Annotated in this window: 16 protein-coding genes and 1 pseudogene; 13 read left to right on the top strand and 4 right to left on the bottom strand. The window is 56.2% G+C overall.

Annotation, left to right across the window (positions count from 1 at the left end; all coding sequences use genetic code 11):
• Positions 1-43 precede the first annotated feature (43 nt).
• Genes IXC47_RS15485 through IXC47_RS15475 form a run of 3 tightly spaced genes read right to left on the bottom strand, consistent with a single transcriptional unit; the run spans position 44 to position 2,552 of the window.
• Positions 44-598 (bottom strand): 3'-5' exonuclease, encoded by a 555-nt coding sequence (locus IXC47_RS15485; RefSeq protein WP_195876204.1) that lies wholly within the window; start codon positions 596-598, stop codon positions 44-46.
• A 15-nt stretch (positions 599-613) separates the two neighbouring features.
• On the bottom strand, positions 614-1,528 hold the full coding sequence (locus IXC47_RS15480) for an SAVED domain-containing protein (RefSeq protein ID WP_195876203.1): 915 nt from the start codon (positions 1,526-1,528) through the stop codon (positions 614-616).
• On the bottom strand, positions 1,518-2,552 hold the full coding sequence (locus tag IXC47_RS15475; protein WP_012079611.1) for a DNA-binding protein: 1,035 nt from the start codon (positions 2,550-2,552) through the stop codon (positions 1,518-1,520). Before IXC47_RS15475 ends, IXC47_RS15480 begins: the two co-directional genes overlap by 11 nt.
• 199 nt (positions 2,553-2,751) lie before the next feature.
• Between IXC47_RS15475 and IXC47_RS15470 the strand changes: the two genes are divergently transcribed.
• The 4 genes from IXC47_RS15470 to IXC47_RS15455 are packed head-to-tail and all read left to right on the top strand — an operon-like array spanning position 2,752 to position 4,456.
• On the top strand, positions 2,752-3,726 hold the full coding sequence (locus tag IXC47_RS15470; RefSeq protein ID WP_012079610.1) for a site-specific integrase: 975 nt from the start codon (positions 2,752-2,754) through the stop codon (positions 3,724-3,726).
• The gene (locus IXC47_RS19410; protein ID WP_202943819.1) at positions 3,695-3,955 is read left to right on the top strand and encodes a hypothetical protein; all 261 of its coding nucleotides are present in this window, start codon (positions 3,695-3,697) and stop codon (positions 3,953-3,955) included. Before IXC47_RS15470 ends, IXC47_RS19410 begins: the two co-directional genes overlap by 32 nt.
• Before the next feature lie 34 nt (positions 3,956-3,989).
• Positions 3,990-4,220: a heavy-metal-associated domain-containing protein gene (locus IXC47_RS15460; RefSeq protein ID WP_041296491.1), complete on the top strand. Its 231-nt coding sequence runs from the start codon at positions 3,990-3,992 to the stop codon at positions 4,218-4,220.
• A gap of 38 nt (positions 4,221-4,258) precedes the next feature.
• Positions 4,259-4,456, top strand: coding sequence for a hypothetical protein (locus IXC47_RS15455; protein ID WP_041296490.1), 198 nt, complete (start codon positions 4,259-4,261; stop codon positions 4,454-4,456).
• Between the two features lie 722 nt (positions 4,457-5,178).
• Here the strand turns inward: IXC47_RS15455 and merR are convergent.
• Positions 5,179-5,613 (bottom strand): Hg(II)-responsive transcriptional regulator, encoded by a 435-nt coding sequence (gene merR / locus IXC47_RS15450; RefSeq protein ID WP_012079607.1) that lies wholly within the window; start codon positions 5,611-5,613, stop codon positions 5,179-5,181.
• Positions 5,614-5,705: 92 nt separating this feature from the next.
• Here merR and merB point away from each other — a divergent pair, with 92 nt between their 5' ends.
• From merB to IXC47_RS15400, 9 genes and pseudogenes are all read left to right on the top strand, one after another.
• A complete protein-coding gene (gene merB, locus IXC47_RS15445; protein ID WP_012079606.1) occupies positions 5,706-6,365 on the top strand; it encodes an organomercurial lyase in 660 nt (219 codons plus the stop codon).
• 164 nt (positions 6,366-6,529) lie between these two features.
• Entirely contained in the window at positions 6,530-6,880 is a 351-nt protein-coding gene (gene merT, locus IXC47_RS15440; RefSeq protein WP_012079605.1) for a mercuric ion transporter MerT, read from the top strand.
• A 13-nt stretch (positions 6,881-6,893) separates the two neighbouring features.
• Positions 6,894-7,169, top strand: coding sequence for a mercury resistance system periplasmic binding protein MerP (merP, locus tag IXC47_RS15435; RefSeq protein ID WP_004178136.1), 276 nt, complete (start codon positions 6,894-6,896; stop codon positions 7,167-7,169).
• A 27-nt stretch (positions 7,170-7,196) separates the two neighbouring features.
• Positions 7,197-7,622: an organomercurial transporter MerC gene (merC, locus tag IXC47_RS15430; protein WP_000522996.1), complete on the top strand. Its 426-nt coding sequence runs from the start codon at positions 7,197-7,199 to the stop codon at positions 7,620-7,622.
• Positions 7,623-7,660: 38 nt separating this feature from the next.
• Positions 7,661-9,346, top strand: coding sequence for a mercury(II) reductase (merA, locus tag IXC47_RS15425; protein ID WP_012079604.1), 1,686 nt, complete (start codon positions 7,661-7,663; stop codon positions 9,344-9,346).
• A 17-nt stretch (positions 9,347-9,363) separates the two neighbouring features.
• Positions 9,364-9,729 (top strand): mercury resistance co-regulator MerD, encoded by a 366-nt coding sequence (merD, locus tag IXC47_RS15420; protein ID WP_012079603.1) that lies wholly within the window; start codon positions 9,364-9,366, stop codon positions 9,727-9,729.
• On the top strand, positions 9,726-9,962 hold the full coding sequence (gene merE / locus IXC47_RS15415; RefSeq protein WP_012079602.1) for a broad-spectrum mercury transporter MerE: 237 nt from the start codon (positions 9,726-9,728) through the stop codon (positions 9,960-9,962). The genes merD and merE overlap by 4 nt, the downstream gene beginning before the upstream one ends.
• 214 nt (positions 9,963-10,176) lie before the next feature.
• Positions 10,177-10,407, top strand: a complete 231-nt coding sequence (locus IXC47_RS19405) for a DUF3330 domain-containing protein (protein WP_230089599.1) — start codon at positions 10,177-10,179, stop codon at positions 10,405-10,407.
• A 299-nt stretch (positions 10,408-10,706) separates the two neighbouring features.
• Positions 10,707-13,274, top strand: a pseudogene (locus IXC47_RS15400) (Tn3 family transposase); the annotation flags it as partial.
• Between the last annotated feature and the right edge of the window lie 126 nt (positions 13,275-13,400).

Genomic DNA, 13,400 nt, shown 5'->3' with positions numbered 1-13,400 from the left:
TAAAAATTCGGTCTTGCCGGTTAAGTGAGAATCCCTATCTGCTCTAATTTGATTCCCCCTCTTTCTGGCGAATTAATCGAAACAACTCAGCTTGGTACAACGCGTCTTCTAGTGAATCATGAGTTCCTTTGAGCTTCGGTTTCAAAGCTACGTCCATATTGCTGGATTTGGTTTCGGCCCATGTGCCATGCGTACTTCCCATGTATAAGGCTTTTATATCCAGAGCGGAAAATCCAAAAGGATTTCTACCTAAATATTTGTGGAAATAGTAATTAATGAACGACCAATCAAAAGCCGCATTGAAGCCAACAAAAATCAGTTTCTCGTCTTGCTTACTTCGACAGCTTTCGAGCCAGTGTTCAAACTGCTGCATAGCTTTGGTCACAGGCAGACCATTTTTCTCTAAATGCGCGAGCGACAATCCAGTGACCGCTAATGCTTCTGGGTCATGCTTCGGCGAACTTGGTTGAAGTTCACATCTGAATGTTTTTTCCGTTTCGAAAATACTGCAGGCCCCTATGCTTAAAAGGCTGTACTCACCGGGTATAGGGCCGGACGCTTCAACGTCAACGGATATAAAAATTTCCTGAGCTGGCATATCACTCCTTTATCCTCAGCGAAGATTGATCGAGAACCCAGTTGCTGACGCGGCGGGAATTCCGTCCTGCACAGCCTGCCCTGAGATAGAAATTGCCGAATTGAAAGGCTGAGCACGATCAGGCCTGTCATAAATGATGTAGTCTGCGTGGTTACCTGGTTGCAGAATTTGTCCGAACCGGAATAATGTGCTTGCCGGTGAAACGCCGAAAAGATGCACTCTTTCAGCTCTCAGCACGTCTTGTACTTGCGTGACAACCCGGCGGGCTAGCTTAGTAAATTGAGCTAGATCCTCTGGGTGTGTAATGCATGCTGGATTAGGGCTTTCTGCACGTATCCTTAGCCAAGGCAAAGTACCCGCCTCGATATTGCGCTTTATTGGCTCTGGAAAAGCGTTGAAATCAATGTCTGCAGTCAGTTCCAGTGAAACAACGGCGTCAGTCGATCGTGTCGTTGATGAGCCTTTTGTATCGTCGATATAGAAAAAGTGTTCTTTCTGTGGCGCAGTGTCAGTAGGCCATTGCCACGATTTTCCACGACTGTATTGAAATACTTCGATCCGCCGTGCCTCACCAATGAGCCTACCGCATAGGATTAGTATCGGTACGTAGTGCAAAGGAAAAACGCACAACGTTTCAACTTGATCCCCTAATGGATGGGTTGCACCTAATCGGCGCATGAGGCTCCGAAAATCATCTTCATACTCTTTTAATACCCAACGCCAGTAGTCAGACGATAGACGATCATCACGACTGAAATTGCGGACTAACTGATCAATTTCTGGATTGGGCGACAAACGCTGAGCTAGCATGGCATCACGCATATCACGCGGATGAAATGGAGGGTCGGCCGGGATTACGGTTTTTTTCGCCAATACGATGTTAACCACATGATTTAATTGACTTATTTCGACCCGCACTTCATTTGGCACCGCCTTCGATCGCAGTGCCTCTCGCGTCCAAATAAGTGCGCAGATCGGCGACAACACCTTGCTGTGCCGCCAGTTTCGCATCAGCCGCTGCCAATGCCAGCTCAAGCTCGCGCATCTGGTCCGCAAGTCCTTGAGACTTGTTGCACGATGCTTCAAGTTGTTCCTTTTGCGCCTGAAGCTGGATATCCCTGTCAGCAAGCCTTGTTTCAAGGGCCTTGGCGTGCTGCTCGATCGCCTGCAGCGTCTCCAGCTTCTGCTCCAGTTGCCGGCCGCGGGCCTGCTGTTCATAGAGGGCGCTTTGTGCATGCGACAGGTCTGCCACCAAGCGCCCGCCCTCCTGGTTCAAGCGCGTCACGTCGTCCTGCTTGACGATCAAGCTCTGCTGTAATTGGCGCATTTCGGCTTGCATCTGTTGAATCTGCTGCTCATGCCGGCGCTGATCCTGGTCGCGCTGCTCCTTGACCGATGCTCGGTAGTGTTCCAGGGCGTCGCGCGCATGCTGGTGCTTTTCCTCGATCGATAACCGGTGCGCCTCGTTCTCGGCCAGGCGTTCCTTCAGGTCGGCTACCTGCTGATCGAGCGTATGACGCGTGATCTTTTCGTTCTGCAGATCTTCGATCGCGCGGGCATGCACCGCCGTTTCTTGCTGCATCTCAGTGTCGGCGCGCTGCAGTTGCTGATTCAGTGCCTCGACTTGCCTGTGCAAAGCCGCCAGCGCTTCCGCATGCTGGCGTTCCATGTCTGCGCTTTGCACTTGAAGGGTCTCGATACGGGCGTTCGCCTCGTTCTGCAATTGCGCGGCTAGGCGTGCCACCAGGTCCTGTAGTGCTTCGCTGATCGACGCCTTGCGGTCGTCGCCGCCGTTTTCCTCTCCCAGTTCCTTGAGGTACTTGTGGATCGTGGTCTTGGAGCCGGTATTGCCCAACGCAACGCGCACGGCGTCGACCGATGGATTGACGCCCTGTGCGATCAAGGAATCGCGGGCTTTCTTGACTTCCGATTTGTACAGTCCGCTACGTGCCATGTCAGATTCTCCGGAGAGGGAAATAAGATAATATATTACATACCACGTAATTACATACTAAATATATGTGCATATTCAAGAATATTTTCATTGAAATTAAAAATGGATAATATATATTTATCCGATATCATCAGTGAAATTGAGCAAATTCCAACGGTCCAAGCCGTAATATCGCAGTTCCCGCGCTACAGGAGTCGATTTGACGACGCTCGACCACTACATTCACGCTGCCACCCGCGACAACACCCGCGAAAGCTATCGTTCGGCCATTCGACACTTCGAAATCGAATGGGGCGGATTCCTGCCCGCTACTACCGACAGCATTGCGCGTTATCTGGTCGCGCACGCCGAGACTCTAGCGGTCAATACGTTGCGGCACCGTTTGGCAGCGTTGGCGCAGTGGCATATAGATCAAGGTTTCCCCGACCCCACCAAGGCTCCCGTCGTGCGTCAGGTCTTGCGAGGTATTCAGGCACTCCATCCGGCCGTCGAAAAACGCGCCAAACCGCTCCAACTCGAACATTTGGAACAGGTTGTGCAATGGTTGGATGCCACGACTAGTGCGGCGCGTTCCGCAAGTGATCGCGCCGCAGAGTTACGGCATGCCCGCAACAAGGCCATACTGCTCCTCGGTTTTTGGCGTGGCTTTCGCGGCGACGAATTAACGCGGCTGCAAATTGAACACGTCGAGGTCGTACCAGGAGAAGGCATGACCTGTTATTTCCCGCAAACCAAGGGTGACCGGACTTACCAGGGAACGAGCTTCAAAGCACCCGCGTTGTCCCGGCTTTGTCCAGTCGATGCGTACCTTGAGTGGATGGCAGTATCGCATTTGCGCGAAGGACCTGCGTTTCGCGCCGTCAATCGATGGGGACATCTTGGGGAAACTGGCATGCATACGGATAGTCTGGCACCGCTCCTACGGACAATGTTGGCCGAAGCCGGCATTGCATCGGCTGAGTTGTACAGTAGTCATTCATTGCGGCGTGGCTTCGCCAACTGGGCCACGTCCAATGGATGGGACCTGAAGACTTTGATGGAATATGTGGGATGGAAAAACGTCCAGTCTGCCATGCGTTACGTTGATTCTGCCGATCCGTTTGCAAAGCATCGCATCGAGCGCGCGATCACGGGCGCGTCCCGTGATCGCGCCCCTATTGTCACTAGGCTATGACCTGACACAGCCTTTGCTTGCTGGAATCGTCAATGATTTGAGTCCCCCATTGCGGCCAAGCAATGGGGTTGAATGTCTTTACATTGTTCTCGGTTTTGGTACAGGTAGCTTGATTTTCGGAGGGATGTTGTCGCTCGGTTTCGAAACCGTTTTTCTTGTTTTTGGTGTCGTCGCCGTTCTGGCGGGTGTTTTTGCTGCCAAGCTGTTTAAATCCGAATCACATAAATAAACAGCGATATTTACTACAATGAAAGGAGCATGACATGGTGATCAAAATTGATTTTACGGTGATTGGCGAAGAAAAAATGCACTGCGCAGGTTGCGAGTCGCGCGTGCGTCTTGCCCTTTCGCGGCTGGCAGGCGTCCAAGAGGTTCTGGCGAATGCGAAAACCCAGCATATAGCGGTCGTCATCAATCCTGACCAAGTCACAACCGAGGAAGTGCAGGCGCAGCTAAAGGATGCGGGATTTGAGGCCGCTGTCTCAACTCTCTAACGCCAAGGACGAAAGGTGTCTGAGGAAATGGTGGAAAAATGAGCAGGAAGAAACGTACTCTAGATGATGACGTATTGGCGGCATTTAAACGGGCATGTCACGAGGAAGACTGGCAGATTGCCGAGCATTTGCTCCAGGCGCTCGAGATACTGGCATGCCGAACGGACGACGAAGACGACCTACAGCGTGCTTATCTGGAGTTCACCCGCTCACTCAGCGGCAGGCCATTGCACTAACATCTTTGAGGCATTAAATGGGAGCACCAAACACAAAAATATAGCTTGCCGCTGGGATACTCGCAGTGGTCAAGGCGACGCCGCCGGATTTCCCTCTGCGGCATGGTACGGCCGTTCTCGACTCTGTTCTGACTTGCCCGAAATGTGGCTTTTCGAGGATGGAGGCAATGCCAGTCAATGCATGTTCGTTTTGCAACGAAAATCACAATCAAGCGGAAATAGCATTAATGGCGGCGATGCTCCGTTCGCGCCATCTCAATCATCTCGGCTAAGCATGGCGTCAAATTGCCTGATGACTTCTGCCGGCAGCGGATCGGCCAATGTACGAAAGTAGCGCTCATTGACTTGGTTCCGGATCCGAAATCCGGTTCTATTTAATCGGCTGAACGCTGACAACTCGTACTACCGCGCAAATGTCCTTGCTGTCCACCGACGCGAAAAACTGGCAACGCCAAGCGGAAGAAGTTAACCGCATGGTCGTAAAAATACAAGATGCGCAAAAACCGATGCGATCACGACGCAAACGGAAGGCAGAATAGGCAATCCAGCGTCTTGTTCAACTTTACCCTGCGAATCGATTAATGCTAAAAACAATATAAAAATCGCCTTCCTTATTACTTTTATGCTTATGCGTCATTACTGGCTTTTAATCCGGCTTACTCCCTATAGGGGCAGCTCACAAAACGGAAAAAATCGTACGCTAAGCCGCAGTCGCCTCTCGACTACGTCACGGTGGCACTACGAGGTTCTTTCTTCCCTTGCAGAGACGCAATCAGCGGGCAGGAAACATTCCCCTTCCGCGCATGGCAGGCGCACACCAGATCAGACAGCACGGCCTCCATGCGCGCCAAGTCAGCCATTTTCTCGCGCACGTCCTTAAGCTTGTGCTCGGCCAGGTTACTGGCTTCCTCGCAATGGGTGCCATCCTCCAGCCTCAACAGCTCGGCGATTTCATCCAGACTGAAACCCAGCCGCTGGGCTGATTTCACGAACCGCACTCGCGTCACATCCGCCTCGCCATAGCGGCGGATGCTGCCATAGGGCTTGTCCGGCTCCGGCAACAAGCCCTTGCGCTGATAGAACCGGATGGTCTCCACGCTGACCCCGGCCGCCTTGGCGAAAATGCCGATAGTCAGCTTCTCCACATTGTTTCTCATATCGCTTGACTCCGTACATAACTACGGAAATAAGCTTAAACCATTTGGAACACGTTCGCCATTGCTCTTTTCTAAGTCGAGGAACCAAGAATATGAATATATCGACCGAATCGCGACTGGGACTCAAAGCGGCGGTGACGTGTGCGCAGCAGAAGCTGGCGTACGCGTTTCCGTTGCAGGCACGGATCGAAGACGCGCATCCCACGCTGCAGTCGACCTATGCCAGGATTCTCGGTCATTGGATACACGAAGCAGCACCGCCTGCAGCGAGGATCTTCCCACAGGCGGTGCTCGACGCGCTGTGCGCGATGGACGCCATCGCCATCGGCGAGCAAGGCATCGGCTGCTATCCCTTCAGCGCTCGCCAGACTGAAATCCACGTTCATTTCGCAGGCAAGAGTGTCCATGCCATGTGCGCGATCGATGCGCTCGCGATTCCACGCATGGTGCGGCAAGCCGCGCGCATCACAGCCCGGTGCGTGGTTTGCCGCTGCCACCTCGCCTGCTCGCTGGCGGCGAACGGCAGTGTGGAGAAGGAACATCAGAATCCGGAGGCCGCACGCGTCGTCTGGGAATCTGGTGCGGGAGAAGGACAAGCATGCTGCAACAGCCTATGCGTCAATATCAATTTTGTCTGCCGGCATTGCACGACTTCCCCTGGCGCACTCATCTTTTCTTTGCCACAAGCGGCTGCCATGGGTAATGCCTTTTTCTCGTTCCAAAGGAGGCTGCTTGGCCACTATTCCACATGACGAGGCATGCGAGCGGCTATCTGTGCCCGATGCGCGAAGGATGGCGGGGTGCGTTTTCGCTGCTGTGCGTACAGCACGAAAAATGTTTCGCATATGACTTGACTCTGTACCTGACTACGGAAGTAAGCTTAGTCTACCCAATTTAGATTCGAAAGGACAAGCGCATGTCTGAACCACAAAACGGGCGCGGCGCGCTCTTCGCCGGCGGGCTGGCCGCCATTCTCGCTTCGACCTGCTGCCTCGGCCCGCTGGTCTTGGTCGCGTTGGGGTTCAGCGGGGCATGGATCGGCAACCTGACAGTGTTGGAGCCGTATCGCCCGATTTTCATCGGTGCAGCGTTGGTGGCGCTGTTCTTCGCCTGGCGGCGCATCTACCGCCCGGCGCAAGCCTGCAAGCCGGGCGAGGTGTGCGCGATTCCGCAAGTGCGCACCACCTACAAGCTCATTTTCTGGTTCGTCGCCGTGTTGGTCTTGGTCGCGCTTGGTTTTCCCTACGTCATGCCATTTTTCTACTAATCAGGAGTTCATCATGAAAAAGCTGTTTGCCTCCCTCGCTCTCGCCGCTTTCGTTGCCCCCGTGTTCGCCGCCACTCAGACCGTCACGCTGTCCGTGCCTGGCATGACCTGCGCCTCTTGCCCGATCACTGTCAAGCACGCGCTTTCCAAGGTTGAGGGCGTGAGCAAGACCGACGTAAGTTTCGACAAGCGCCAGGCCGTCGTCACCTTCGACGATGCCAAGACCAACGTCCAGAAGTTGACCAAGGCGACCGAGGACGCGGGCTATCCGTCCAGCCTCAAACGCTGATCCGTTAACCGAACTCGGGAGCGACACATGGGACTCATCACGCGCATCGCTGGCAAAACCGGCGCGCTCGGCAGCGTCGTTTCCGCGATGGGCTGCGCCGCCTGTTTTCCTGCCATCGCCAGCTTTGGCGCGGCCATCGGACTGGGCTTCTTGAGCCAGTACGAGGGGCTATTCATTGGCATCCTGCTGCCGATGTTCGCCGGCATCGCGTTACTCGCCAATGCTATCGCTTGGCTCAATCATCGACAGTGGCGACGCACGGCGCTCGGCACGATAGGCCCGATCTTGGTGCTGGCAGCGGTGTTTTTAATGCGGGCTTACGGCTGGCAGAGCGGTGGACTGCTCTATGTCGGCCTGGCCTTGATGGTTGGGGTGTCGGTCTGGGATTTCATCTCGCCAGCACATCGCCGCTGCGGGCCGGACAGCTGTGAATTGCCAGAACAACGTGGCTGACGGCAACAGCCGTAGCCACCACAGAAAAGGAAAAATACATGACCACCCTGAAAATCACCGGGATGACCTGCGACTCGTGCGCGGCTCACGTCAAGGAAGCCTTGGAGAAAGTGCCCGGCGTGCAATCGGCGCTGGTGTCCTATCCGAAGGGCACAGCGCAACTCGCCATTGAGGCGGGCACGTCATCGGATGCGCTGACTACCGCCGTGGCCGGACTGGGCTACGAGGCAACGCTTGCCGATGCGCCACCGACGGACAACCGCGCCGGCCTGCTCGACAAGATGCGCGGCTGGATAGGGGCCGCTGATAAGCCCAGTGGCAACGAACGCCCGTTGCAGGTCGTCGTCATTGGTAGCGGTGGCGCGGCAATGGCGGCAGCACTGAAGGCCGTCGAGCAAGGCGCGCACGTCTCGCTGATCGAGCGCGGCACCATCGGCGGCACCTGCGTCAACGTCGGCTGCGTGCCGTCCAAGATCATGATTCGCGCCGCCCACATCGCCCATTTACGTCGGGAAAGTCCGTTCGACGGCGGTATCGCGGCGACTGTGCCTGCGATTGACCGCAGCAAACTACTGGCCCAACAGCAGGCGCGCGTCGATGAACTGCGCCATGCCAAGTACGAAGGCATTCTGGACGGCAACCCGGCCATCACCGTTGTACATGGTGAGGCGCGTTTCAAGGATGAGCAGAGCCTGGTCGTCCGTTTAAACGATGGTGGCGAGCGCGTGGTAGCTTTCGACCGCTGCTTAGTCGCCACGGGTGCCAGCCCGGCCGTGCCGCCGATTCCGGGCCTGAAAGAGTCACCCTACTGGACTTCCACCGAGGCCCTGGTCAGCGACACCCTTCCCGAACGCCTAGCCGTGATCGGCTCGTCGGTGGTCGCGCTGGAACTGGCGCAAGCCTTCGCCCGGCTGGGCAGCCAGGTCACGATCCTAGCTCGCAACACGCTGTTCTTCCGCGACGACCCGTCCATCGGCGAGGCCGTCACAGCGGCCTTCCGTGCCGAAGGGATCAAGGTACTGGAACACACGCAAGCCAGCCAGGTCGCGCATGTGAACGGCGAATTCGTGCTGACCACGGGACACGGTGAAGTACGTGCCGACAAGCTGCTGGTCGCTACCGGACGGACACCGAACACGCGCAGCCTGGCACTCGACGCGGCGGGGGTCACCGTCAATGCGCAGGGTGCCATCGTCATCGACAAGGGCATGCGCACCAGCACGCCGCACATTTATGCGGCTGGCGACTGCACCGACCAGCCGCAGTTCGTCTATGTGGCGGCAGCGGCCGGCACCCGTGCCGCGATCAACATGACCGGAGGGGATGCTGCCATCAATCTAACCGCGATGCCGGCCGTGGTGTTCACCGATCCGCAAGTAGCAACCGTGGGCTACAGCGAAGCGGAAGCGCATCACGACGGGATCGAAACCGACAGTCGCACGCTCACGCTCGACAACGTGCCGCGTGCGCTTGCCAACTTCGACACACGCGGCTTTATCAAGCTGGTCATCGAGGAAGGTAGCGGACGGCTCATCGGCGTGCAGGTCGTCGCCCCGGAAGCCGGCGAATTGATCCAGACGGCTGTTCTCGCCATTCGCAACCGCATGACGGTGCAGGAACTGGCCGACCAGTTGTTCCCCTACCTGACGATGGTCGAGGGGTTGAAGCTCGCGGCGCAGACCTTCAGCAAGGACGTGAAGCAGCTTTCCTGCTGCGCCGGGTGAAGAAAAGGAGATGTTCGATGAACGCCTACACGGTATCCCGGTTGGCCCTTGATGCCGGGGTGAGTGTGCATATCGTGCGCGATTACCTGCTGCGTGGATTGCTGCGGCCAGTCGCCTGCACCACGGGTGGCTACGGCCTGTTCGATGACGCCGCCTTGCAGCGACTGTGCTTCGTGCGGGCCGCCTTCGAGGCGGGCATCGGTCTGGACGCGTTGGCGCGCCTGTACCGGGCGTTGGATGCTGCGGACGCCGATGAGGCGGCCGCGCAGCTTGCCGTGCTGCACCAGTTTGTCGAACGCCGGCGCGAAGCGTTGGCCGATCTGGAAATGCAGCTGGCCACCATGCCAAGCGCGCCGGCGCAGCACGCGGAGAGTCTGCCATGAACGGCCCCGAGCACTTGCCGACCGAGACACACAAGCCGTTTACCAGCTATCTGTGGGGCGCGCTGGCTGTGCTCACCTGTCCCTGCCATTTGCCTATTCTCGCCATTGTGCTCGCGGGCACGACGGCCGGCGCGTTCATCGGGGAACACTGGGGTATTGCGGCCCTCACGCTGACTGGCTTGTTTGTCCTGTCTGTGACGCGGCTGCTGCGGGCCTTCAGAGGTCAATCATGAGCGCTTCCCATCCGATTGAATGGACGGTGGCGCAACTGGTGCAAGCGGTTGTGCGCGGTCAGCTTGAATTGCACTACCAGCCGGTTGTCGATTTGCGCAGTGATCCAGCCAGTTGCGGCAAGCGGACTGCAACGCGGGACAAGGCTTCCTGTTCGCCAAGCCTATGCCGGCGGCGGCATTCGCCGCCTTTGTCAGTCAATGGAGGGCCGCGGCGATGAATGCAAATGATCCGACTGTCACCAGTTGCTGTGTGTGCTGCAAGGAAATTCCGCTCGATGCCGCTTTTACCCCGGAAGGCGCGGAGTACGTCAAACACTTCTGCGGGCTGGAGTGCTATCAGCGCTTCCAGGCGCGCGCCAAGGCAGCGAACGAAATCGGCACCGCCCCGAAGCCTGCGACTCGCTACCGTCAGACTGAAGCATCCCCTATCCTGATGTCAGGATAGGCCACTTTGCAACGTCAGAATAGAGTTAGCTTTCGTGTTTGGAGGCATCTTGCAGGATCAACGCATTGACTACGTCCGGGTCAGCAGCTTCGACCAGGACCCGGAACGGCAATTTGAGCATGTCGAAGTCGGCAGGGTGTTTACCACATGGCGTCGGGCAAGGACACCCAGCGGCCTGAACTCGATTCGCTGCTACGTACCGTTGTTGACCAAACAAAGCAGGGCCATTGACAAAATAGCCATCACAGTGCAATGTTTCGAATCCTCCAAAAGACATGACACACGATTGATCGATCACGATGAGTGGCGTCCATGAAACGGCCTATCCACGCTTAAAGCTTGAGTTCACAGAACGCGAGCTGATCGCCATTTACTCCCCAACGTCAGCCGAATTGAAATTCGTGGCCTCGCAATACCGTCAAGTCTCCCAGCAAGTATTTCTTCTCGTCCAACTGAAACTGCTCCAGCGCCTGGGCTATTTTGTGGCGTTGTCGAGCGTGCCGACGGTGATTGTCGAGCACATCTGTTCCCGCGCCCAGCTGCGCGTGCCGCGCAAGTCGGCAATGCTGAAATACGACCAGTCCGGCAGTCGCTACCGACATCACAAGTCCTTGCGTGAGTATGTTGGCATTCGTGTGCTCGACGCTGCGGGGGAGACCTGGCTGCGTGAACAGGCGTTGCAGGCGGCGCAAACCAAGCAGGAGCTGCCTGACATCATCAACGTACTGATCGAGGAACTGATTCAGCGTCGTTTTGAATTGCCGGGCTTTACCCAGCTATTCCGCCTGGCGCGCAACGCGCGGGCAACGGTCAACGATCGCATCTACAAGGCCGTCGTCGGCGCCTTGCCGGCCGAGGTGGTCGGACGGCTCGACCAACTCATGGAAACAGGCCCGACGCGTAGCTTGTGGGACAGCCTGAAACGCGAACCAAAACAGCCGAACGTGCGGGAAGTGGCCGATTTCCTGGTGCATATCGATACCATGATCGGGTTGGCCGAGGATTTACCGGACACCGACCATATTCCGGCTACCAAACGCGAACAGTTGGTGCTCGAAGCCAGGGCGCTCGACTTGGCCGAAATGCGGGCATTGAAGCCGCTGAAGCGCTACACGCTGGCGGTTCTGTTGATCCAAACGCAGTTGTGCAAGGCGATGGACGATATCGCCGAAATTTTCATCAAGTCCATACGCAGCATGCACAACGCGGCTGAGGAACGCTTGCGTCAGTATCACTTGCAGCAGTCCGATCAGGTTGAGCGCCTGATCGGACAGTTCCGCGAAGTGCTGACGGTATTGAGCGAAGACGGCACCGGCGACCAGCGCGTCGCCCGCATTGAGAAATCCCTGGATGGCGACATCGACGGTTGGATTAACGAGTGCGATGAGCATATGGCCTATGCGGGCAACAATTACTACCCGTTCATGTTGTCCGGTTACGCCGCCAAGCGCAGCCTGCTGTTCAAGTGCCTTGAAGCATTGACGCTGCGTTCAAGCTCACAGGATGACAGCGTGCTGCGGGTGATCGCCCTGGCTCAACGATATCGATCAAGCCATCGAGAGCAATTGTCCATTGCGGAGACAGGCCTCGACATTCTGACGCTCGACTGGATGCCGGAGAAATGGCGTAATCTGATATTCGGCAAGCGCCAAAGCACGCCGCCAACGCATTTCCATCGCAAATATTTCGAGCTGGCGGTATTTTCCGAGGTGATGGACGAATTGAAGTCCGGCGACCTGTACGTGGAGCATAGCGGCGATTATGATGATTATCGCAACCACCTGGTGAGTTGGGAAGAATACGACAAGGAAGTGGAGAACTACGGCGAGCTGGTCGGCCTACCGATGGAACCGAAAGCGTTCATTAGCAGCTTGAGCGAGCAGCTGAAAACCTTGTCCAGGGAGGTCGATAAGCGCTTCCCGGAAAACGGCAGCGTCGATATCGATGAAACGGGCCTGGTCATTCGGCGTGCGGAGCGGCAAAAGCCGCCGCCTGAGCTGGAAATGGTGGACGAAGCTATCCGGGCCCAGATGAACGATGTCAGCATCCTAGACGTGTTGACCGAGACGGAAAAATGGTTGGATTTGCACCGGCTGTTCGGCCCGCTGTCTGGATTTGAAACCAAGGTGGATGATCCACGCAAACGCTTTATCACGACGCTGTTTTGCTACGGCTGCAATTTAGGTCCAACCCAAACGGCGAAATCCGTCAAAGGCTTGAGCCGCAAGCAAGTGGCGTGGTTGAACCTCAAGCATGTCACCGAGCAGCGCCTGGACAAGGCAATCATGAAAGTCATCAATGCATACAATCGATTCGCGTTGCCGCGCTACTGGGGATCGGGCAAGAGTGCGTCGGCCGACGGCACCAAGTGGAATATGTACGAGCAGAATCTGCTTTCCGAGTACCACATCCGATACGGCGGTTATGGCGGCATCGGCTACTACCATGTGTCGGACAAATATATTGCACTATTCAGTCACTTCATTCCGTGCGGCGTCTACGAAGCGGTGTATATCCTCGACGGGCTGATCAACAATCAATCGGACATTCAACCTGACACTTTGCACGGCGATACGCAGGCGCAAAGCACTCCTGTCTTCGGGTTGGCTCACCTGTTGGGAATTAACCTGATGCCGCGCATCCGAAACATCAAGGATTTGCTCTTTTACAGAGCCGACCGGGGTGATCATTACGACCATATCGACAGCCTGTTCCGTGGCACCATCGATTGGGAGTTGATCGGCCGGCACATGAAAGACATGTTGCGAGTCGTCATTTCGATCAAGGCCGGCAAGATCGCACCATCGACCATTCTCCGCCGGCTGGGCACGGCCAGCCGCAAGAACAAGCTGTACTACGCGTTCCGCGGTAATCCCCCCGGAAAAGAAGTGAATTTGAAAGTAGAATTTTCTCCAATCGAAATTGAGGAAGTTTTACATGAAGAAGTCGCGTTTTTCGGAAAGCCAGATTATTGCCATCCTTAAGCAAGCAGA

The sequence above is a fragment of the Herminiimonas contaminans genome (assembly GCF_015645465.1).
GTDB lineage: Bacteria > Pseudomonadota > Gammaproteobacteria > Burkholderiales > Burkholderiaceae_D > Oxalicibacterium > Oxalicibacterium contaminans.
The sequence above is the reverse complement of the archived record's forward strand: the minus strand, read 5'-3'. Positions and strand labels throughout refer to the sequence as shown.